Here is a 21,950-nt window from a genome sequence, read left to right on the forward strand (position 1 = left end):
CACCCCCCGGATCATCCATACGACAGGGGCAGTAAGTCATACCGAGCCGGGCGACCGAGGAGTCCCCGGCTGGGGACGATCAAAAAGGTAACGGGGGATCAGCGCTGGGCCGGGCGAAGCCGGAGGGTGACGACCTGGAACGGTCCCAGGGCGAGATCCACGACGTTGCCCTCGAACGAGACCGGGGCGAGCGCACTGACCTCGGCGTCGTCCCGTTCGAGCAGGTCGCAGACCCGCACCTCCGCGAGATCGAACGACGCGGTGAGCCGGGTACGGGCGCGGCCGCCGAGCGCCTCGTAGAGCCGGATTATCACGTCACCGGACCGGTCGTCGGCCAGCTTCACGGCCTCCACCACGACGGCGGGGTTGGTCACCTCGATCAGCGGAGCGACCGGTCGCGCGCCCAGGTGCCGGCGGATCGGCAGGTTCGCCCGGTAACCCTCGCGCACCGCGTCGGCGATCTCCGCGCCGCAGACCAGCGCGTACCCGAATTGGTGCGAGCCCCGGTCGGTGTTCGGGTCGGGGTAGCGGGGACCGCGCAGCAGGGAGAGTCGTACCGTGGTCGGCTGCGCCCCCAATACGTCACCCGGTGGTTGGCGGCTCACGTCGTGGCCATATATGCCGTCGTTGACCAGCGCCACGCCGTACCCGGGCTCCCCGACATGCAGCCACCGATGCGCGCAGATCTCGAACCTCGCCGCGTCCCACGATGTGTTGGTGTGGGTCGGTCGCTGCACGTGGCCGAACTGGATCTCCGAACTGGACTGCGCGGCCTGGACGTCGATCGGGAAGGCGACCTTGAGCAGGGTCTCCCGCTCGTGCCAGTCCACCTCGGTGGTGAACCGCAGCACGCGCTCGCCGGCCGCGAGCGACACGGTCTGGACGTACGCGGAGTTCCGGTCGTCGCGGGTCACCCGGACCCGGGCCTGCCGGGGATCGTCCGCCTCGACCACGATCTTCGTGACCTCGGTCAGGTCGCGGCGCCGGTGGCGATAGAAGTCCTCGATGTCCCACGCGTCGAACTTGTTGGGCGTGTCCGGGTGCAGTTGCAGGACGTTGGCCGCGGTGCCGGGCCGAAGCACGTCGCGGTCGGCGACCAGGTCGCGGATCGCGGACACCGTCCCGTCGGGGTCGAGGCGCACCCGGAGCAGGCAGTTGTCCAGCACCGTGCCGTCCGGTCCGGACCGCACCGAGACCTCCGGGACCCCGCCGCCGCGGCCTGCTGAGACTCCGAGAGCCGGTACGCCGTCCCGCTCGTGCGGCGCGGCGTTCGCGATCAACGGCACTGACCCAGGGCCGGTCAGGGCGGTCAGCGCCGCCTCGATCACCCCTTCCAGCCGGTCCGCCAGCTTCGCGTACGTCTGCCGCGCCTCGCGGTGCACCCAGGCGATCGAACTGCCGGGCAGGATGTCGTGGAACTGCAGCAGCAGCGTTTCCTGCCAGATGGCGTCGAGCTCGGCGTACGGGTACGGATGGCCGGTCCGCAGCGCCGCGACGGTGGACCACAGCTCGGCCTCCCGGAGCAGGTGCTCGGTGCGCCGGTTGCCGCGTTTCATCGCCGACTGGCTGGTGTACGTGCCCCGGTGGTATTCGAGGTACATCTCGCCGCTCCACACCGGGGCGTCCGGGTATTCCCGTTCCGCCTCGGCGAAGAACTCCGCGGGGGTGCGGATGGCGACCCTGGGCGAGCCTTCGAGGTCGGCCACTCGCCGCGCCGTTTCGAGCATCTCCCTGGTCGGGCCGCCCCCGCCGTTCCCGTAGCCGAACGGCAGCAGGGACACGGTGGACCGCCCGTGCTCGGCGAAGTTGCGCACCCCGTGCGCCAGATCCTTGCCGGACAGCTCCGAGCTGTACGTTTCGGCGGGCGGGAAGTGAGTGAAGACGCGGCTCCCGTCGATGCCCTCCCACCAGAGGGTGTGGTGCGGGAAGCGGTTGGTCTGGTTCCAGGACATCTTCTGGCTGAGGAACCAGCGGAACCCGGCCAGCCGGGCGAGCTGCGGCAGCGCCGCCGAGTAGCCGAACGAGTCGGGGAGCCAGACCTCCCGGGGCTCGACGCCGAACTCGGCGGCGAAGAACCGCTTGCCCTGGGTGAACTGGCGCACCATCGCCTCGCCGCCCGGCATGTTGGTGTCGGACTCCACCCACATGCCGCCGACCGGGAGGAATTGCCCGTTGGCCACCTTCTCCGCGACGCGGCGGTACACCTTCGGGTGGTGCTCCCGCAGCCACGCGTACTGCTGCGCGGAGGAGCAGGCGAAGACCAGTTCCGGGTACTCGTCGGCGAGCGCCACGACGTTGGAGAAGGTCCGGGAAGTCTTGCGGATGGTCTCGCGTACCGGCCAGAGCCAGGCCGAGTCGATGTGGGCGTGCCCGACGGCGGTGACCCGGTGGGCGCTCGGCACGGCGGGGGAGGCGAGCGCGCCGGACAGGCGGGCGCGGGCGGCGGCGGCGCCGCCGGAGACATCGGCGACGTCGAGCTCGTCGAGCATTACTTCCAGGGCCCGGCGGATCTCGTGGTGCCGGGGGTCCGTCTCGGCAAGTTGCAGCGCCAGCTGGTGCAACACCTGTACGTCGAGGACGAGCGCATGCACCTCCTCGTCCAGCACCGCGAGTTCCGCCCGGTCCAGCCGATAGAGCGGGCGGTCGGGCACCGTCTCCGGATCGCCGAGCAGGGAGACGCTGCCGTCGAACCGGGGGTTGGCGGCCGCTTCGACGTACACCTCGACCCGCTCGCCTCCGGCGGCGGGCCGGGCGATCGGTACATACGCCGTCCGTGGCTCGATGCCCTTGATCGGCGTTCCGTCGGCCGTGTAGGCGAGGCCCTCGGACCGGAATCCCGGCCCGGCCCGCTCGAAGCCGAGATCGACGAGGAGCTCGACCCAGCCGCCGCGCATCCGCGCCGGCACCTCTCCGCTGAACCGGAACCACGTGGTGCTCCACGCGGGCCCCCACGGCTGACCCACCGCGAAGGGCGCGTACGCCATCGCCAGCCCCTCGCTCGCCGGCACCGGCTCGCCGGGCAAGTGTGCCGCCTCGACGTGTACGGGTTCGGCGTCCCGGTACAGCGCCGGGATGAGCCGTTCGTGGAGAGTGCGTTCGATCCGTTCCGTCAGGTTGGACAGCGACCGGTGCATCCGGAACTCCGGGGTGGGGGTGGGGCGGGACCCCGTTGGGGTGGGATCGCCACCATAGCCGCACACCACGCTCCGTTGCCACGTCGCTGCGCTCAGGTGTGAGTGCCTCCCCGCGTCGCTCGCCGATCCCGGTGACCTATGCGGTCCCTATTTCTGGTATCGACCCCAGAGGGCGATTCCCAGCGAGCGCGGTGGCCGTCCAGCTGCACCGGCCGGCGTGCCCGGCGCCGCTCGACGGCCAGCCCACCGGCGAGCAGGGTCAGGCCGGCCAGCGCCAGGGCGACCGGGCGGAGGGTGCGCTCCCAGGGCCAGCCAGGGCCAGTGAGCGTGATGTCTCCGGCGGGTACTCCAGCAGTTTGGCCCGCCACGCAGCCGAGGCGACATCGACGTTGGCTGCGATGTCGCGCAACGGCCCGTCGAAGGCGAAACCGGGCGCCGCGTGCAGATACGTCGGCCGGAGGTCGTGCGTCGTGGGCGCGTCATGCCGGGCGGCGGCGGCCGCGCCGGGCACCAGCAGCCGGTCCAGCTGCGGTGGGTCCGCAAGCGTCGCGCGGGGCACGAACGTGAGCCCGTGCCGGGAGCGGACGGTCGTGGCCCCTGACGACACCGCGAGCGTCCGGGCGGCGTAGACGGCCTCGGTGTAGGTGACGAACACCGAGGCGAGCTCGAGCTCACCGACGCCGTCGGTCAGCAGGACCCCGGCCGTGGGCGCGTCCCAGCGGTACGACTGGTTCAGCGCGGCGATCGCGTCGCCGGCCCCGAAGCGTTGCACGGGAATCGGCAGCGGTGTTCCGGGCGAGTAGTGACGCCAGCCCACGGCCGCTGCCGCTGCGGAGGCCACCTGCGTGCCGGCCAGCCGCTCGATCACGCGCAGCGTGCCGTCGATGCCGGAGAGCACGCCAGCCGTGCTGATCACTTGACCGTCGTCGACGTAGCGGACGCCGCGCTGCCACCGCACCTCAGGGAAGTCCTTCTCAAGGCCGTCCAGGTAGTACCAGTGCGACGTTGCGGTGTGCCCGTCGAGCACCCCGGCCGCCGCGGCGACGCCGCCGCCCCAGCAGACGCTGAGCATGAGCGCGCCGCCGTCGGCCTGCCGCCGGAGGAAGTCGAGCACCGCCGGCTCGTCGGTGCGCGGCATGGCAGGCACCACGACCACGTCCGCGGCACGGCCACCGAGCCGGGTCGCCAGGGACTCGAACGTGACATCGGGTACCAGGTCCAGTCCGCCGGTCAGGGTGACCGGCGCCGCGGTCGGGGCGGCGGTGAGGACGTTGAAGCGTCCTGTGACGGCCAGCACCTCGAACGGTCCGAACGCGTCCGCGACGTTCGCCCCCTCGGCGCCGAGCACCACGACTGCGGTCGGCAGCGTCGGGTCGAAGGGACGTGATGCCGGCGCCGGCGTGCCTGGCGCCGGCGCCGGCGCGTACACGCTTCGCGTGTTCGCCGTGGCGACTGCCGCGCCGACCGACACCGGCAGTACCGCCAGCGCCGCCACCACCGCGCCTATCCGTACCACGGGGCGTGGCAGCCGGTGCCCGCCGTGTGTGTACTCCGACCGTCGCCGCAGCATGACAGCGACCATCGCGATCACCATCAGCACGTGCCCGCCGGTCATGACGACACCGGCAGAGACGGCGCCGAACCAGTACGGCACGAGCAGCACGATGAACGGCACGTACATCGCGGTGGTCATTTCGCCGATGCCGGCCCAACCGTGGCCCCGCACGCGCATCCACACCGCCATGCCGATGGCCATGTCGGTGGCCATCGTCAGCGTATGCACGTCCGTGTGCTCGATGGCGGCCGGCAGCGCCAACGCCCACAGTGGTCCCAGCGCGAACATGCCGGCCAGCATGGCCACGACCATCTCGAGGAGATGGACGCAGAACCTGAAGAGGGGTTGCATCGTGGTCTCCAAACCGTTGTTTGAGAGGCGGCGCCGTGGCTCGCCCACCGGCGAGCGCGCGGGCGGGCGCACTGTCCGGAGGTTCCGTCCGGCACCTGGCACCTTTGCCGATGCCGTCGACGAAGCTTCGTCAGTGGTGGTGGCCGTGGCGGCCGAGGGTCTCCACGGGGGTCGCGTCGGGGCGGGTCCACTGGGGCACGGGGCGGCTGGTCGGGCCCCAGGTGGCGTTTCCGTCCGCGTCCGAGCGCCAGTACCAGCACGGGTTACGTCCCTCGGGCCAGCCCTCGGGGTTGTCTTCCCAGGCCTCGCTGCGGCCGTGAGGCGTCATGTCGAGCAGGGCGAGGGACCCGTCGGTCGGCTCGTTGCCACGGCCCGTCGTGGAGTAGGTGAGGAACGCGCGGTCGCCGTCGCGCAGGAAGCAGGTGATGTGACCCATGCTGGCGCCGATCGGCGCGTCCACGTCGCGCACCGAATACCAGGGCTGGGTGTAGCCTGCACGCGCTCCTACGATGGCATCGTGCACGAGCGGCGTGTGGTCGTCGTCGGCTATGACGGCATCGAGCTGGTGGACGTTGCGAGCGTCACCAGCTGTCTCGCCATGGCCAACCGCCTCGGCGCGACGCCCGCGTACGCCGTGCGGTTGGCCACGCTGTCCGGTGGCGCGGTGCGCTGTGACTCCGGGCTGGAGCTGTCGAGCCAAGTGGCGCTGCAGGACGTGAGCCGCACGCACACCCTCGTCGTGTCCGGCGGTCTGGGGCACGCCGAGGCCGCCGCGGACGGCACCCTGCTTGCTCAGGTCCAGCGGCTGGCCCGCAGCTCGAGCCGCGTGGCGTCGGTGTGCACTGGTGCGAGCGTGCTTGCCGCGGCCGGTCTGCTGGACGGCCGGCGGGCAACCACCCACTGGCACCATACGGCCGAGTTGGCCGCCGCGTATCCGGCGGTGCGATTCGACCCTGCGCCGATCTTCGTGCGGGACGATCACGTGTGGACGTCCGGCGGCGTCACCGCGGCACTCGACCTCACCCTGGCGTTCGTGGAGGCCGACCACGGCGCCGAGTTGGCCCGATGGGTGGCCATGGGCATGGTCACCTACATGCAGCGACCGGGCAACCAGGCGCAAATGAGCATGTTCGTGCGTGCCCGGCGCCCCGAGCACGCCGTGGTGCGGCGCGTCCTCGACCACGTCACGGCCAATCCCGACACGGAGCTGTCCACCACCCGGCTCGCCGCAGTGGCCGGTGTTAGCGAACGGCACCTCACCCGGCTGCTGGTCGCCCACGCTGGGCAGACCCCGGCCCGGCTCGTCCGTCAAGTGAGGCTGGAGGCAGCGGCCACCGCCCTGGTCACCACCGACCAGGCCGTCTCGTCGATCGCCAAGGCCACCGGGTTCCGCTCCGGCGAGACCCTGCGCCAGACGTTCAGCGCATGGTTCGGCATCTCGCCGACGCAGTACCGAGCGGCCCACCGTCGGCGCACATAGCGTTTCGAAACTGCCCCGAGCGGGTTGTGCTGGGGAACCGGCCTGTCTCAGCGCCGGCGGAGCGGTGACTCAGGCATCCGGGCGTTACTGGCGAACGGGCGAGCCGGGAGCGCGTATAACGTCGCCGACGACCAGCCGTGCACGTGGACTTCCTACCTGCAGGCAGTCACCGCCGCGGTCGGCGGGAGACCGCCGCTGCTGTTGCCGAACGGGCTGCTGCGCGTCTCGCCCTACCTCGGAACGCTCATGGTGCGCGCAGGCCTGAGCCTGGACAGCAGCAGGGCCAAACGGGAACTTGACTGGAAGCCGCATTTTCCCACAGTCGAGGACGATCTACAGGACGTCGTGCGCCGACGATCCGACCACAGCTGATCGCCCCCGCGGGATCGCTCGTGCGCGCAAGTCGTCGGCTATCGGCTCAGCTCCAGCGCTGGAGCTTGTCGGGGTTGAGGACCGCCCAGATATTCGTGATCCTGTTTTCGCCGATGTCGAACGCGAGGACCGTCACCGTGGCTCCGTCCTGCTGCACCGCGAGCCCAGGCTGACCGTTAACCACGCACTCGACCACGGCCGCGCTGGCAGGCATTCGTTCGGCGATGGTGAGGTAGTGGCGGGCGACGCGCTCGGCGCCTTCGATCGGCCCGAGTGCCGCCTGCGCCAGTCCGTTGCTGTCGGCGATCGCTGTTACGTCGGGATCGAGAAGGCCGATCAGAGCTTCGATGTCCTGGGCCTCCCATGCCTTCTTGAACGCCCGAACCGCCTCGGCCTGCCGGTTCCTCGACATCTGGGTCACGTCGAACGAGCGGGCCCGGCGACGGGCTGACGAGGCGAGCTGGCGGCATGCCGCGGGCGCTCGACCGACGACCTTTGCGACCTCGGGGAACGGGTACCCGAAGACATCGTGGAGGATCAGGGCGACACGCTCAGCCGGGGTCATGGCTTCGAGCGTGACGAGGAAGGCCATGGTGACCGACTCGTCGAGGGTGATCCGGTCTGCGGGGTCACCGGCACCGCCCCGCGCCTCGCTCGCGCTCGACCACGCTGCGGACTCGGGTAGCGGCTCGGGGATCCATTCTCCGACGTACCGTTCTCGACGTGCTCGCGCCGAGCCAAGTACGTTCAGGCAGATGCGGCCCGCGACCGTGGTCAGCCACCCTCCCGGGGACCGGGTGGCGTCTCGCTGCTCCGCAGACATGGCGTACCAGCGGGCGTAGGTCTCCTGGACGGCATCCTCCGCTTCGGCAAGAGAACCCAGGAGCCGGTAGGCGAGGTTGATCAGGTGGCGCCGCTCGCTCATCACCGCGTTCAGCCCCGAGTCGTCCGGACTGTGGCGTGGTCGGTCACTTGTGGCCATTGTGGGTGCACGCCTCCATAAGGTCTCGTCTCTGCCGTCTTCGACGAAATACACCGGCTGCCTATGAGGTCACGGGATCCGCTCACCGAGCTGCTGGCGCTGGGAGAAGACGTCGACGACCCCCCATACTTCGGCGACCCTGCCCTCGGAGAAGCGAATGATAAAGATCTCGTCGTAGGTGATGGTTCTCCCAGTGGCCGCCAGGCCGCGGTACTCGCCCTGATGGGTTCCCGTCACGGTGGTCCGGAAGACGATCTTGTCAGCTTCTGTGATCATGTCCTCGACTGTGACCTGGATGTCGGGGAACCCGCGAAGCAGCATCGCCCAGGCGCCCTTCACAGCCTCGGGCGCCGTGGCGCCCACCGGCCCCGGCACATGGAACACGGCATCGGGGTGGAACACCTCGTCGACGGTCCGCGAGATCAGCTCCAGATCCCGGCTGTTGATCGCGTCATGGAGCCGCTTGTAGACCGCCTTGTTGGTCTGTGGGGTAGTCATCGTGAAAACCTCTCCTTGGGTGTGTGAGGGTTGGATGCGATCAGAAGGCGAAGGGCCCGAAGCGCAAGACAGCCAGCGCTGCGGCAGGCACCAAGAGCACGAGCGGAAACACGACGTTGTTGGTCTCACCGCGGCGAAGGTGCACGATGACGGCGCCGGCCATCAAGACGGCCAGGCCCGCCCCCGCAATGGGACCCAGCACGCTCAGGACACCGACGGCCGGGGGAACGATCAGGCCGACGGCACCGAGGACCTCCGCTGCCCCGATGAGTCTGATGTGACCCTGCGAATAGTCTTCGGCCCACGGGTAGACCGCAACGACGGCGTCTCGGGACTTGACGACTTTCGTCATGCCGGAACCCAAGAACGCGAGGGCTAGCAGGGAGGCTGTGGTCCAGAGGGCGATGTTCATCGTGAGTCTCTTTCGTCCTCATCCGAAAAGTCCAGGAACCTTGGTTCGCGCTCCCAGTGAGACCGATGCGCGGCCTACGGAAGGACAAGTCAGCGCAGGCGGTCATCGCGGGGCACGCATTCATGCAGAACGTCCGCCGAGGCCACCACGAACTCGCCGTCGACACCCCGCCGACCACGCGGGTCGCCGCTGCGTTCATCGAACTCGCCCAAGCGATCTGACCACAGGCCCAACCCGGTTCAACACGTCCGCCGATCAGATAACGCAACGGCGCCGGTTACTGGTCGTCCCAGGATCCCTGGGGCGGTGCGCCCGTCAACGGAGTGGTGTCGAGGTATCTGGGCTCGAGGACGCGCTGGTTGAACTTCCAGCCATGCCGGGTGCGCTGGTAGCGGTCGTGGAACAGGCCATACATGACGACCGACCTGCCGTCGCGCTGGCGACCGGTCTCGAAGATGTATTCCCGGCCGGAGGCGGTGTCGCCATCGAGCTGGATCGTTCCCGGGTGCGTGTTTTGCACCCAGAACTCCCACGCAGCCTGCATCCGTTCGATCCCGGCGCGGATCTCCTTCCACCCCGTGAGCTCGACGTTGGCGAAGGGAATCCGCCACACCGCGTCCTTGGTGAACAGCGACGCGAAACGGTCGTAGTCGCCGATCATGGTCGCGTCGAGGTGTTCGCCGCGCAGCACCTCGATCTCGGTGCGGTCAGCGATGGTCGCAAGGTTGCTCATTTGTATCCTCCATGATGTCGGTGCGTCGTCGTAGTGCTTGGCGGCGTTGGCCCAGGCCTCGTCGGTGACGCCGCAGGCAGCGTCGGCGATGCGGGTGCCCTGCTCGGTCAGTTCCAGGGCGGCGCGCTCGGCGTCGGTGGACACCGCGGCCTCCCGCCAGGTCGCGATCAGGTTGAGACGGGTGGAGGTCTCCCCGGGTGCGCGGCGTCCTTCGTGTGCATGTCGGTGCAGGCACCGCAGCCGTTGATCTGGCTGGCGAGGATCTCCACCAGCGCGATCGTCGCGACCGGCAGCGTCTAGTCCTTGAGCGGCTTGGCCGCCCCGATGGTCTGCTTCGGGGAATTGGCGGCGACCGGGCTGCCAGACAGGTTCAAGCGGGCATTCATCGTGTGCTCCTTACGGTCGTCGCTGATGACACCTCAAGTGCCTTCCCCAATGAGGAGTGCGGGTGATTCAGAAGCCGATGGCTTCGCGGAGCAGCAGGACGGTGCCGCGCTCGGGCTGGAATTCAGCGTTGAGGATGAGGAGGCGGTTGATGGCGCTGGGCGACCCGTGGACCTTCTGGGTGCGGGCGGTCTCCAGCGGAAGGCAGTGGTCTTCGACGCGGCGCAGCGCGGTGTCCAGGTCAGGTACCACCTTCTGCGCCCCCACGATCCAGATCGCGCGGGCGGCGCCGCCGGCGTAGCCGGGCAGCTGGCTTCCGCTGCCCGAGGCGATCACGAGGGAGCCGGTTTCGGTGACCGCGTGCACGCTGCCCACCATGACGTCCGGGGTGGCGCCCACCCGCCGGATGTCGTCCATCTGGGTGGCGCGGTCCATGGCCAGGAGGCGTGGTTTGACAGCCTGGTACCGCCCGCCGGCGTTGATGTCCTCATCGATGCCGGACAGGCGGAGGGTCTCGCTGGCCCCGGTGAACACGCTGGCGTCCTCCGGGATCAGCTCTTTGACGCGGGTACGCGCGGCTGCGGCGTCGTCGAGGACTTCCACGGTGAAACCGTGTGCGGTCAGCGCAGCGGCCGCCCGTTCAAGGCGCTGCGCGGACGCCGGGTCGGTGAACGGGGTTGCTCGCATTGAGGTGGCCATGATGTGTCTGAGTTTCCTGTTCGCTGGATGATGTGTTCGTCTCATTAGTTCGACAAGACAGCCCCCCGGAATGTGAGGCGACGCACGCGACCTGCCGCGCCACCCCGAAAAGCCCGACGACCAGTAGCCTGCTGCAGAGGCAAACAGACATCCGACGGCAGCAGGGATCGGGAACGCCGGCGCGGACGCGTCTGCCGAGCCGCGCATGAGGGTCGCCGTCAGCCCTTGGTTACCGCGGTGTGTGGATCGCCGAGGCGGCCGCCACACCGCTCACCCCGACGATGACCAGCCACCTCCAGGCGGTCGAGCAGCACGGCCACGGCCATCGCGGCCGCGCCGCTGAGGGCGATCGCCAACTGCGGGCCGATGTGTGCCGGGCTGTCCGGCCCGGTCAGGAACAACATCTCAGGTGACTGCGGCGACCCGACCAGCGCGAGCACGACTGCGCCTGCCACGCCCACGACGACCAGCAGGCGCGCCTACTTGTGAATCAGCCGACGGTCAGCCGGGCATCGCCGCGCGCCCGGCAGTACTGCACGTTATTGATCTTGTTGATCGGGCTGTACTCCACGGAGTAACGGTCGATCCGCTCGTCGGAGAACGTCAGGCCGTCGACGCCGTGCTTGCGCACGTAGCGCGCCACGCCGTCGTCGCCGGTCCTCGCCTCGCCGACCAATCGCCCGACCGTCCGCTCGCCCGTCCTGCCGACCGCGATGAAGAAGGCCAACTCGGCTCCGCGGAGCGGCCTTCCGTGCAAAGGCACCACCGCAGGCTGGAGGTCTCCATCTGGCCAGGGGTACCGATGGCTATCGAGCCAGAACAACCACGATCGTTGCTAGGCATCCAGTGATCACGGTGGCGCCGGCCAGCACGGCGTAGGGCAACCCACGGCTTTGCCGTACCGGCTGCACTTGCCGCAACGGTCGTGTTGGCTGCTCCGACCAGGCAGGCCCCGGCTGCTTGTTATTGGCGGGCCAGCGAGAAGGCGGTACGTGGTTGTTGGTGCCTGGCCACAGGGGCGGCGGGGTGCGGCTGGTCGATTTGGCGGTCACAGGGCCTCCGGCAGCGTCGAGGAGCCGATGCGGCATGGACGTGGGGGGCCGGACGGGGGCTGGGAGGGGTGGCGCAGCGTCCCCGTCCGGCCAGGGGCGAGCCGCGCACCTTCGGTCGTCCCTAGTGGATCAGCGCCACGTCGAGGTCCGCCGTTACAGGGAGGCAGACTGCCGATCGACCAGCCCTGCAATCCCTACATTGACACCTTTCCCAGGCGACGCCAGTCGTCGCCTACCTGCACCCACACGCACGGGGCTGGTGCAGAAGGAGCCGAGGTCCTCGTTCGCCGTCTGTGAGAGGTTCGTTAGATCCATACCCGCCTTGTTGCACGAAGCTGGGAAGCTTCTGCCCGCGTTGATCACTTCAGGTGAAGCGGCAGAATCATGGTGTGATCGCGAGCGTGTTCTTCGATGTAGGCGAGACCCTCGGTTGTCGAAGAGGCCGATGGTGAGGACGGTCGGCTGTCGCCAGGGGTGGGGTTGCCCTCTGGGCGGATACGGCGCCCAGTACGGCAAGTAGAACGGCAGCCGCGGTGTCGGCCACCGTGAACGGCTTGAACTCCGGGTCCGCCATGACGTCGTAGACGAACTCCGCCGTCGACATGTCGAACTGGTGCCACGGCTCATCGAACGCCTGCCGGGCGACCACCGGCCACCGATCCGGCTCCACCGAGCGGTCCACCAGCCAGAAGCGGTCCCACTCGCTGATGTCGGTGCCCCACTTATAGCTGTCTCGCCTCAGCGACTATGCGCAGCTGCCGCTGACGGTGAACCAGCAGGCCGTGTGCCGGGAGGTCTTGAAGAATCGGAGCAGCATGCTCCCCACCTTCTGCCGCCCCGACGCGGCCGGATGCGTCCCGTCGGAATTGAAGTCTGACCGTTCCCAAATGAGCCCGTCGGAGCGGGGCTGGAGGCCGTTGGCCCAGAGATACGGACCCCAGGCCGCCCAGGCCACGGTGCCGTTGTAGTCGAGGTTGCCTGCCCGAGGGTCGGTGCCGCCCCCCGACATCTGGGTGATCTGAGCCTGGATCACCCACTTGACGCCGAGGCCCGTCTCATAGGCGTACGGCTCGGGGTTCAGGTTGGTGGTGGCGTAGCCGGCGTAGATGCGGCTGGAGAAGAAGACCTGCTGCAGGTTGGGATAGCGCTTCTTCAGCGCCCGGAGGATGTTGCCCTGCTGGGTGACGAGCTGGTACGCGTCGGCGTTGGACGCGGGCAGGGACACCGACGGGCCGGCGTTGGCGACCTTGACCCAGGCGATCTGCACCTGTCGCTCCGTGAGGCCGAGGGACGCGAGCCTGGTGTCGCGGACCCGGTTGTAGTTGGCGTCGGTCGGAGAATCCCAGGTGCCCGCGGTCTGGCCGCCTTCGGCGCCGTCGACGATGACCAGCTTGTCGTGGTTGACCTGCGGGTCCACGGCGGCTTGGCCGATGAAGGAGTATGGCGCGCACTGTCCGCCGCCCTCGCTGGAGCAGAACTCCTGGGTGGTATTGGACATGCCGATGGAGAGGAGGACGTACTTGCCGTTGGCGCTCGGGTTACCGGCGGTGTCCACAGGGCGTACGCGCAGGGCCCGGTTGATGCCGGTGGTGTGGTGGGTGCCGGGCATGGTGTTGCGGCCGGCGGGATACAGCCCGCCCTGGAAGCCGAGGTAGGTGCCGGTGCCGAGGTCGTTGAGGGGCAGCGGACCTGCGGCGACCGCTTCGGGCATGCCGACAACGCTGACCGCCACGAAGGCGGCCAGCATCGCCAGCAGCCGGCGGAGGTTGATAATCATGGCGCAGAAGGGTAGAAGTCAAAGTGGCGCCGGTCAATACCTGTAGCTGGCAGCGCACTCGAGTCCGGATGGCGGACGGTATTCACGCGGGCCGCGCTCGGTCCTGACATAGCGTGGCTCGGGTGAGACGCAACGTGGCCACATGATCGAGGCGGCGGGCGGGCCGACGACCGGCGGCCTGCTGGCCGCGGCCCGGGCAGGGGACGGCGACGCCCTTGGCCGGCTGCTCGACCCTTGCGGGACGAACTGCGAACGCACTGCTACCGCCTGCTCGGGTCGGTTCACGACGCCGAGGACGCCGTCCAGGAGACCCTCGACCGGGCCTGGCGGGCCATCGGCCGCCTTGACGGCGATTCGATCCGGCCGTGGCCGTACGAGATCGCGGCGAACCGGTCGTTGACCCTGATCCAGCGGCGCGGCCGGCGGGAACTGCCCACCGACCTGAGCCCGGAGGGAGCGCCGCTGGCCGAACGGGCGCGGCTTCAGCCGTACCCGGAGCGGATGCTGGCCTGGACCGCGGAGCTGAGCCCCGAGGCGCGGGCGGCCTACCCGGCGCGGGAGCGTGCGATGACTTTCCGGCACGGCCGGGGTTGTTAGTCCTGACGGCAACCCGTAACCCGGAAAGGACCGAACATGGCGTCCGACGAAGAGCAGATCCGCGCGTTGATCGAGCGCTGGGCCGAGGCGGTGCACCGAGGCGACCTGGACGCGGTCCTCGCGGACCACGCAAAGGACATCGTGATGTACGACGTGCCGCCGCCGTACGAGGGGGTGCGCGGGATCGACGCGTACCGGGAAACCTGGCCGCCGTTCTTCCGGTGGCAGGCGGGCGGCGCGTCATTCGAGATCGAGTCGGTGGAGGTCACCGCCGGCCAGGACGTCGCGTACGCCCACGCGCTGCTGCGCTGCGGCACGGCGGACGAGTTCGCCGCCAACCCGGACAACCGGCTGCGGCTGACCCTGGGCCTGCGTAAGGAGGACGGCCGGTGGGTTGTCGCCCACGAACACCACTCGTTCCCGTACACCTCGAGCGGGGACGAGCTCGACGCCGACGGTGAGGTACGCCGGGTGCACGAGCGGTGGTCCGCCGCCACCGCTGCCAAGGATCTGGACGGGCTGATGAGCAGCATCGCCGACGACGTGGTCTCCTACGAGCACGAGACGCCGCTGCAGTACGTCGGCGTGGACGCTGTACGGGAGAACTGCGCCCGCAACCTCGACGCCGGCGGGGCCGCGGTCAGCCTCGACGTGCCGGACCTGACGGTGCTGGCGCGGCAGGACCTGGCGGTCGCGTGGGGGCTCAACCACGTCCGGATCGAGTCGGCCGACGGTGCGGCGGCCGACAGCTGGTCGCGCGGCACCCGGGTGTTCGAGCGCCGCAACGGTACGTGGGTGATGGTGCACCAGCACGTCTCCGTCCCGTTCGACCCGGCCACCGGCGAAGCCAAAACCGACCTGCGCCCGTGATATCCGCTTGGGCGAGAGCCGGGCCTGAGCCCCAGCGAGCCGTCGCGGTCGTTCTACGGCCGGGCCGGCCTCGGCCCGGCCGACATGCTGTTGGCCCGGGTCGCCGGCCCCTGATTCCCGACCCGGCGCGGTCGGGCTGGCGGCATCTGGCACGGATGCGCGGCCGGCCCCACCCGAGGATCTTCGCCGAGGACCGGGACAAACCAGAACACTTCATTCTGGTGGCCGAGTTACCAGCTTCGAACAGGCCATGGCGCACAGCAAGCGTCCCGAAACCTCGTCGTACGCCGAGCAGACGACTGGCCAAGGGCAACCCACGGTTCGTCAACCTCGACGTGGCGCAGGAGATGTGACGCAGCGTTGATCTTACGCCGGTCGGTGCGGTTGGTTAGCATGCGCGGCGATGATGATCCTTTTCCGCTCGCTGCGGCTACGCCGCGCCGCCCGCCGACACTTCGGCTGGCAGAAGCTACGCCCGGCCCAACTGCGCGCGATGCGTGCGTTGCTGGCCCGCCGGGACGCGCTGGTCGTGCTGCCCACCGGTGGTGGGAAGTCCGCCGTCTACCAGGTGCCCGCCACACTGATGCGTGGTCCTACCGTGGTGATCTCGCCGCTGCTGGCGCTGCAGCAGGACCAGATCGGCAACCTCAACGAGCGGGGGGATCCGGCGTTGCGGGCGGTCCGGATCAGCTCCGCGGAGAGCCCCAGCAAACAGGCGGCCGCGCTGGCCGAACTGCGCTCGGGTGCGGCGACATTCCTGTTCATCACGCCGGAGCAGCTCAGCTCGCCGGATCGGCTGGCCGAGGTGCGTGCGCTGCGTCCCGCGCTGGTGGCGGTCGACGAGGCACACTGCATCTCGTCGTGGGGGCACGACTTCCGCCCCGACTACCTCAGCATCGGTCACCTGATCCGCGGCCTGGGCCGGCCCCCGATCGTGGCGCTGACCGCGACGGCGTCACCGCCCGTACGCGAGGACATCACCACCCGGCTCGGCATGCGCAAGCCGCGGCTCATTCTGTCCGGGTTGGACCGCCCGAACCTCTTCGTGGCGGCCAAGCATTGCCCCAGTGAGGACTATCGGTGGCGCCGGTTGCTCACCTTCCTCAAGGAGACCGACCCACCCGGCATCGTGTACGTGCCGACCCGTCGTGCCGCCGAGGACCTCGCCGAACGGCTGTCCGACGCGGGCCACCAGGCGCAGGCGTACCACGGCGGCATGGCGGCCGGGGTGCGCCACCGCAGTCAAGAAGACTTCCTCGCCGACCGTGTGCCGATCATGGTCGCCACGTCAGCGTTCGGGATGGGCATCGACAAGCCCAACATCCGCTGGGTGGCACACGTGGCGCTGCCCGACTCGCCGGACAGCTACCTTCAGGAGATCGGGCGGGCGGGCCGCGACGGTGAGCCGGCCCAGGCCCTGCTGCTGTATCGGGCCGAGGACATCGCCTTGCAACGCTTCTTCAACGGCGGTGCGCCTGACCTGCACGAGCTGAGAGCGGTCGCCGCCGCACTGCACAGCGGCCCGGTGACGCGCGCGGCCGTGGTGAAGTCCACCGGTCTGGGGCAGCGTAAGGTGGCCAGCCACCTCAGCCTGCTTGAGCAGGTGGGCGCGGTGGTGACGGGAGCCAGGGGCCAGCTCAGCGTCCCGCCGCACGCGCCGCTGCCCGACAAAGCGGCGCGGGAGGCGCTGACCGAGAACGCCCGCCACCAGGCCGGGCAGCGGTCACGCACCGAGATGATGCGCCGCTTCGCGGAGAGCCAGGGCTGCCGGCTGCAGTCGCTGCTGGGCTACTTCGGGGAGCAGTTGAGCCGACCCTGCGGGCACTGCGACAACTGCCAGGGCGGCACCTCCGAGGTGCTCCCGGACGACGGGCCGTACCCGCTGCACAGCACGGTGCGGCACCCGAAGTGGGGGTCGGGCATGGTCCTCGGGTACGAGCAGGACAGCATGACCGTGCTCTTCGACGACGTCGGCTACAAGATCCTGTCGGTCTCCGTCGTGACGGCACAGGACCTGCTGACGATCGAGACACCTCCCCGCTGAGGGGTGCCGGGTCTGCCGGCGTGCGGATCCCGTGTCACGGCGCGCATGTCCGTGCCGCTGAACCTGCACGACTCGACACCGAGCAGTTTTCCTTACGTGGCAGGCACTTCGCCATATCAACCGACTCGCCACACACCAAGATCACGACCGCCGCGAAAGGCCGAGGCTAGTGCAACAGCCGGCTGGATGCCGCGCCGCATGTGGCCCATCGCGATGTTTTGGCAGTTCAGACAGGGCATCGGAAGCGTTTTCCCAAGCAGTGACATAATGAGTCGCACGCGGCGGCGGAACCGCGTACTGAGTGCGTATGGGATCCAGTCGTCGGGTCAGGTACGCTCCTGGCTAGCCTGGCCCCCACCACCGTTCGCGTCTAGTCGGCTCGGGAGCTTGCGGTGTCGCAGGATAGGATCAGAGGCATCGCCACCTTGACTGATGTCGCTCGCGAGGCGGGCGTCTCGCTGGCCACGGCTTCGCGCGCCCTCAACGGCAGCAGCCGCCGAGTTCGCGAGGATATGCGGCAGCGAGTGCTAACGGCCGCGGGCAAGCTCGCGTACGCGCCCAACGCTCCCGCTCAGGCGATGGCTCGAGGCAGCACCAACGTGCTTGGTCTGCTTGTCCACGACATCGCCGACCCGTACTTCTCCTCGATCGCCACCGGGGTGATGCGTGCCGCGGAGAAACAGAATCTCGTCGTGACGATCTTCAACACGTGGCGGCGGCCGGACCGGGAGGTCGAGTATGCGAGAACCCTGCGCGGTCAGCGTGCACGCGCCCTCATCGTGGCGGGTTCCCGCGTAGACGACCTGGTGGCGCAGGAACAGTTGGAGCACGAACTGGTCGAGTTCGAGTCGGCTGGTGGCCGAGCTGTGTTCATCAGTCAGGGGCGGGCACGGTTCGACACCATCGTGCTCGAGAACCGGTCCGGCGCCCGTCTCCTGGCCGAAAACCTGGCCGAGTTGGGTCATCGGCGGTTCCTGGTGCTCGCGGGTCCATCCAAGTTGCGCACCTCCACCGATCGGGTCCAGGGCTTTCGAGAGGGACTCGCACGCCACTCCATCCAGTTGTCGAGGGACCAGGTGCTCCGCGGCGAATTCACCCGGGACGGGGGCTTCGAGGCCATGACCAGTGCCCTCGACCTTGGACTGGCTCCCGACTGCGTCTTCGCGGTAACTGATGTGATGGCGGTGGGCGCGATGGCGGCATGCCGTCACCGCGGCGTCCGGGTGCCCGAGGACCTCGCCGTGGCGGGTTTCGACGACATCGCTACCTTGCGGGACGTGACACCGAGCCTTACGACCGTGCAGATGCCGCTCGACGCCGTCGGCGCAATGGCGCTCGAACTGGTCGTCGCCGAGCGGGCGGACCGCCCACGCCTACGGCGCGTCAAGGGCCAAGTGATTCTCCGTGACAGTACGGCTCGCCCCACGTGACCAGTCCGCCCTCGCCGATCCCCGCGGTTTGGCACTGGCGAGGCGCCAGCAGCCTCGACGAAGCGGACGTTGCACAGTGCCGGCGCAGGCGTGGCTAGGAGCCTGAGTGGTAAGCGCTGTCCGGGCAGCTTCCGGCCGGCGGCGCCGGTGACTGCGTCGTAGGCGTCTCATCCTCGGGGGGACTCCGGCCACCCGCTACCCACGCCGTGCTCGACTGGCTGACATCCGAGGGCGCAAGGCCGCAACGACGTACGAAACGCTCGCTCGAGTGGTCTCTCGTCGGGGCCGTACGCGCCGTCGTTAGCCTGGTCGCCGGGCTCGGCCTGCTGACGGTGGTGGCGTTGCCCGCGTCCCGGGCTCACCAGCTCATCCCTGGCGTACTGACGGAAGGACCCAAGAAGGCCAACGCGCCGTGCCGGACGGCCCGCAGCCACGCGTCCGACCAGGGGGATATCGCTTGCAATCGATCAATTGGCCGGGTCGGACGTTCCGAGGTCCGCCGCAGGCGATCGAGGCTAGACGGCTGTGAGCTTCTGAGATACCTTGAGCCCGCTCATACGGAAAGCGCTTACCAAGGAGGTAGGACGCGATGAACCACCACCTCAGAAGGGTCCTAACCTATTTCGCCGTCGCAGGCATGCTGTCTCTGGCTGTTCCGGGCAACGCTCAAGCGGAGCAGGTCACTGAAGCGGGCACGTTGACAGTGCGCGTCTCGGACGCAGGCGGAGGACTGCGGACCGCGATCGACGCTGCTGGCGTCGACTACGCCGACGTCCACGGCCTGGTAGTCGACGGCGGCGTATTGAACAGCACCGATAGCCGCTTCATCAACGAAAGTCTCACGGCGCTCACCGATCTCGCGGTCGTCGGATCGGCGGACTTCACCGACTCAACAGTGCCGACGAGCGCGTTCAGTGGAAACACTTCGCTCAGGCATCTGAAGCTGGACAACACGACCGTCGTCGGATCGAGGGCGTTCTACGACGTCGGCACGCTCGTCAAAGTCGAGATGCCGAATGTGACCGTACTGAACGGGCTTGCGTTCAACAACAACGTGGCGTTGGAGAGCGCGTACCTGCCGCGGGTGAAGTCGATCGACAACCGGGCGTTCTACAACGCGGTGTCGTTGTCGTCGCTGACGCTCGGAGAGGAACCACCTGCGCTGCTGGGGCAGGGGAACTGGTTCCTCTACGCGACCGGCTTGACCATCTACGTCCCGGTGGAGTCGGCACTCGAGGTCTACCGCACACACAGCTACTTCCAGCAGTACCGGATCAGGTTGATCGGTGACGACTCCAGCAGCCCGGACGATCCCGCCGCGCCCAACACTCCGGAGATCTGCGGCGATTACTGCGGTCGAATCGGCGGGTCGGACAGCGTCCGGTACCGCGATCGGGAGTACTTCAGAGGCGACTACAAGGTCAGCCTCAACCTCTACAGCTTCAGCCTCAACCTCAGCGCCTGGTTGAACAACCGTCAGGACACCCCGCAACTCGACACTCTGGCATCGATTCGGTGGGCAGCCGAGGCAGGCTTCGATGCCGTCGACGTCACCGCCTACTACATCCCCGGGTACAGCAACACAGAGATGCCCACGTTGCCTGACGCTCAGATCAAGGCGTACGCCCGCCAGATCCGGCAGCTGGCCGCGGAGTTGGGTATCGAGATCAGCGGTACCGGATATCAGAACAACTTCGCCGATCCCAGCGCTGCCAGACGTGCCCTCGACGTCGAGCGCGGGAAGTACTGGATCGACATCGCCGCCGAGATGGGCGCTCCGGTGATCCGGGTGTTCTCCGGACCGGTGCCGACCGACATCAACAGCCTCGGATGGGAGACGGTCGCCCGAGAGCGGATCGTCCCCGCCGTGCGTCAGCTGGCCGAGTACGGTGCCGCCAAGGGAGTTCAGATCGGTCTCCAGAACCATGGGGACATGACCGCGACGGCAGGCCAGACCATCCAGCTCCTGAAGTGGATCGACCACGCCAACGTCGGAATCGTGAACGACACCGGCTACTACCGGCCGTTCCGCTACACGACCGGCCTGGACTACGACTGGTACGCCGACATCGCCGAGGTGCTTCCGTACTCGAACAACTTCCAGGTGAAGAAGCGGCCGGCGGGCGCCGAGACCGACACGACGATGGACCTGGACAAGCTGTTCACCGACGTCCGCTACAGCGACTACCGCGGCTACATTCCGGTGGAGCTGTTGTGGGTCCGGGATGAGCCGGGATACCCACGTGATCTTCCGGAACCACCCTACGAGCAGATCAGCGCGTTCCTCGGTGCCGTGAAAGCATCGTTGGACCGCACGAAGGACCGCAGCGAGATCGCGGGATTCACTGACCTGACGTACGTCGACGGCAGGTTATCCGGCATGGCATTCGCGGATGTGGCCGACCCGGCCGCGGAGATCAAGGTGCACGACTCCAACGGCCAGGTCATCGGATCTCTCAGCGCCACTCTCGTCGGAACGTCCACGCCTGAGGGAAGGTACCAGTACAAGTTCGACGGCATCATCGGCGACCATGGTGAGGTCAGGCTGCTCGGGCCGCTCGGGCCGTCTATTGTCGAGTCCGTCTACCGCTCGATCGAGATGACTCGAACTGACGACGGCAAGGGTACCGCCGCCATTCGGCAGATGCTGGACTTCTATGTCTCGGCGGGCGAGGTCCGTGGTCCGCTGGTGCCCCAACTCTCCAACACGCTGGACAGCGCGAGTAACCATCTGGCCAAGGGCTCGAAGGAGCAGGCGGCCAAGCGTATGCAGGACTTCGTGCGGCATCTGGAGGAGCCGGCGATGGACGAGCATGTCACGGCGGCGGCAAGGCAGGACCTGAAGGCTGCGGCACAGGCGCTCATCGAGGCGTGGACCAAATAACACCGGCCGGCCCTTCCCTGTGTCACGTTGACCGCGGCACGGGGGAGGGCCGCAACCGTTTCGGCAACCGGCGTTGGCTAACCCTGCTCCCGTCACCCTGCGGCGCTCGCCAGGCCGCAGCGAACAAGCGATCGCTTCGGAGGAGCAGCCCATGAGATCCTTCGGAAAACGTACGCTGACCTGCGGCATCCTGGCGCCGGTCTGTTCACTGATCTCGGCTCTGGCCCCGGGAAACGGCTACGCGGCTACACCCGCCGACCCGCCGTACACGGTCGGGACTGCCCCGGGTTTGGTTGACAGCGTTGCCGGTCCGGGACGTTGCGTTGCAGCAGGGCGAGAAACGATTCCATCGCGGCGTTGTCGCCATAGGCGCCGACGCCGCCCATCGAGCTGGTCAAACCGTTGCGTCGTAACGCTTTGACGAACTTTTCGACCGGAACTTGGCTGCCCCTGCCCGAGTGGACCGGTGGTGCCGGCCGGATCGCGTAGTCCGATCGCGTTGCGTAGCGCCGTGACAGCCATGGATGCCTTCATGAGGTACCTTCCGACACCAACGCTCGGTCGCCACGCACAGTCGCGGCGACCGAGCGCGTGGGCAGAACACCTAGACGATCTATTCCAAGGGGTACGGGGCAGCGAATAGAAGCGAGGGTGTCCATGATCGACGTTGCGAAGCAACGATGACCATGGAGGCCA

Annotated in this window: 18 protein-coding genes and 3 pseudogenes; 7 read left to right on the plus strand and 14 right to left on the minus strand. The window is 68.5% G+C overall.

The genetic code is table 11. The features are described 5' to 3' along the window. Nucleotides 1-98: 98 nt before the first annotated feature. The 3 genes from AB0H57_RS30525 to AB0H57_RS30535 all read right to left on the minus strand — a co-directional run bounded on the left by AB0H57_RS30525 (nt 99) and on the right by AB0H57_RS30535 (nt 5,563). Nucleotides 99-3,134 (minus strand): glycoside hydrolase family 38 C-terminal domain-containing protein, encoded by a 3,036-nt coding sequence (locus AB0H57_RS30525; protein WP_357512136.1) that lies wholly within the window; start codon nt 3,132-3,134, stop codon nt 99-101. A gap of 259 nt (nt 3,135-3,393) precedes the next feature. Beyond that, nucleotides 3,394-5,040 (minus strand): DJ-1/PfpI family protein, encoded by a 1,647-nt coding sequence (locus tag AB0H57_RS30530; RefSeq protein ID WP_357512137.1) that lies wholly within the window; start codon nt 5,038-5,040, stop codon nt 3,394-3,396. 130 nt (nt 5,041-5,170) lie between these two features. After that, nucleotides 5,171-5,563, minus strand: coding sequence for a DUF899 family protein (locus tag AB0H57_RS30535; RefSeq protein ID WP_357512138.1), 393 nt, complete (start codon nt 5,561-5,563; stop codon nt 5,171-5,173). A 9-nt stretch (nt 5,564-5,572) separates the two neighbouring features. Between AB0H57_RS30535 and AB0H57_RS30540 the strand changes: the two genes are divergently transcribed. Beyond that, entirely contained in the window at nt 5,573-6,520 is a 948-nt protein-coding gene (locus AB0H57_RS30540) for a helix-turn-helix domain-containing protein (RefSeq protein ID WP_357512139.1), read from the plus strand. Nucleotides 6,521-6,938: 418 nt separating this feature from the next. On the opposite strand, the gene sigJ is transcribed toward AB0H57_RS30540, so the two are convergent. The 3 genes from sigJ to AB0H57_RS30555 all read right to left on the minus strand — a co-directional run bounded on the left by sigJ (nt 6,939) and on the right by AB0H57_RS30555 (nt 8,784). Further along, nucleotides 6,939-7,817 carry an RNA polymerase sigma factor SigJ gene (sigJ, locus tag AB0H57_RS30545; protein WP_357512140.1) on the minus strand — a complete coding sequence of 293 codons (879 nt, stop codon included), beginning with the start codon at nt 7,815-7,817 and terminating at the stop codon, nt 6,939-6,941. A 126-nt stretch (nt 7,818-7,943) separates the two neighbouring features. After that, complete coding sequence (locus AB0H57_RS30550; RefSeq protein ID WP_357512141.1) at nt 7,944-8,372, minus strand: ester cyclase; 429 nt, start codon at nt 8,370-8,372, stop codon at nt 7,944-7,946. A 40-nt stretch (nt 8,373-8,412) separates the two neighbouring features. Further along, on the minus strand, nt 8,413-8,784 hold the full coding sequence (locus tag AB0H57_RS30555; RefSeq protein WP_357512142.1) for a DoxX family protein: 372 nt from the start codon (nt 8,782-8,784) through the stop codon (nt 8,413-8,415). Between the two features lie 56 nt (nt 8,785-8,840). Between AB0H57_RS30555 and AB0H57_RS30560 the strand changes: the two are divergent. After that, nucleotides 8,841-9,005: pseudogene (locus tag AB0H57_RS30560) on the plus strand (IS6 family transposase); the annotation flags it as partial. A gap of 56 nt (nt 9,006-9,061) precedes the next feature. Here the strand turns inward: AB0H57_RS30560 and AB0H57_RS30565 are convergent. From AB0H57_RS30565 to AB0H57_RS30595, 7 genes are all read right to left on the minus strand, one after another. Continuing rightward, nucleotides 9,062-9,661, minus strand: coding sequence for a nuclear transport factor 2 family protein (locus tag AB0H57_RS30565; RefSeq protein ID WP_357512143.1), 600 nt, complete (start codon nt 9,659-9,661; stop codon nt 9,062-9,064). Between the two features lie 23 nt (nt 9,662-9,684). Continuing rightward, nucleotides 9,685-9,786: a carboxymuconolactone decarboxylase family protein gene (locus tag AB0H57_RS30570; RefSeq protein WP_357512144.1), complete on the minus strand. Its 102-nt coding sequence runs from the start codon at nt 9,784-9,786 to the stop codon at nt 9,685-9,687. 184 nt (nt 9,787-9,970) lie between these two features. Beyond that, complete coding sequence (locus AB0H57_RS30575) at nt 9,971-10,588, minus strand: LUD domain-containing protein (protein WP_357512145.1); 618 nt, start codon at nt 10,586-10,588, stop codon at nt 9,971-9,973. A 230-nt stretch (nt 10,589-10,818) separates the two neighbouring features. Further along, nucleotides 10,819-11,055, minus strand: a complete 237-nt coding sequence (locus tag AB0H57_RS30580) for a hypothetical protein (RefSeq protein ID WP_357512146.1) — start codon at nt 11,053-11,055, stop codon at nt 10,819-10,821. A gap of 35 nt (nt 11,056-11,090) precedes the next feature. After that, nucleotides 11,091-11,327, minus strand: a complete 237-nt coding sequence (locus AB0H57_RS30585) for a hypothetical protein (RefSeq protein WP_357512147.1) — start codon at nt 11,325-11,327, stop codon at nt 11,091-11,093. A gap of 707 nt (nt 11,328-12,034) precedes the next feature. Beyond that, nucleotides 12,035-12,334, minus strand: coding sequence for a hypothetical protein (locus tag AB0H57_RS30590; protein ID WP_357512148.1), 300 nt, complete (start codon nt 12,332-12,334; stop codon nt 12,035-12,037). A gap of 63 nt (nt 12,335-12,397) precedes the next feature. Then, nucleotides 12,398-13,429, minus strand: a complete 1,032-nt coding sequence (locus AB0H57_RS30595) for a hypothetical protein (RefSeq protein ID WP_357512149.1) — start codon at nt 13,427-13,429, stop codon at nt 12,398-12,400. A gap of 142 nt (nt 13,430-13,571) precedes the next feature. On the opposite strand from AB0H57_RS30595, the pseudogene AB0H57_RS30600 reads away from it, so the two are divergent. From AB0H57_RS30600 to AB0H57_RS30620, 5 genes and pseudogenes are all read left to right on the plus strand, one after another. Continuing rightward, nucleotides 13,572-13,969, plus strand: a pseudogene (locus tag AB0H57_RS30600) (sigma factor); the annotation flags it as partial. A gap of 93 nt (nt 13,970-14,062) precedes the next feature. Further along, nucleotides 14,063-14,896, plus strand: a complete 834-nt coding sequence (locus AB0H57_RS30605) for an SgcJ/EcaC family oxidoreductase (protein ID WP_357512150.1) — start codon at nt 14,063-14,065, stop codon at nt 14,894-14,896. 403 nt (nt 14,897-15,299) lie between these two features. Beyond that, complete coding sequence (locus AB0H57_RS30610; RefSeq protein ID WP_357512151.1) at nt 15,300-16,940, plus strand: ATP-dependent DNA helicase RecQ; 1,641 nt, start codon at nt 15,300-15,302, stop codon at nt 16,938-16,940. A gap of 392 nt (nt 16,941-17,332) precedes the next feature. Beyond that, nucleotides 17,333-18,370, plus strand: coding sequence for a LacI family DNA-binding transcriptional regulator (locus AB0H57_RS30615; RefSeq protein ID WP_357512152.1), 1,038 nt, complete (start codon nt 17,333-17,335; stop codon nt 18,368-18,370). Nucleotides 18,371-18,959: 589 nt separating this feature from the next. Then, nucleotides 18,960-21,254 carry a TIM barrel protein gene (locus AB0H57_RS30620; RefSeq protein WP_357512153.1) on the plus strand — a complete coding sequence of 765 codons (2,295 nt, stop codon included), beginning with the start codon at nt 18,960-18,962 and terminating at the stop codon, nt 21,252-21,254. Between the two features lie 299 nt (nt 21,255-21,553). Here the strand turns inward: AB0H57_RS30620 and AB0H57_RS30625 are convergent. Next, a pseudogene (locus tag AB0H57_RS30625) lies at nt 21,554-21,788 on the minus strand (IS3 family transposase); the annotation flags it as partial. Nucleotides 21,789-21,950 lie beyond the last annotated feature (162 nt).

The sequence above is a fragment of the Micromonospora sp. NPDC050686 genome (assembly GCF_040654475.1).
GTDB lineage: Bacteria > Actinomycetota > Actinomycetes > Mycobacteriales > Micromonosporaceae > Micromonospora.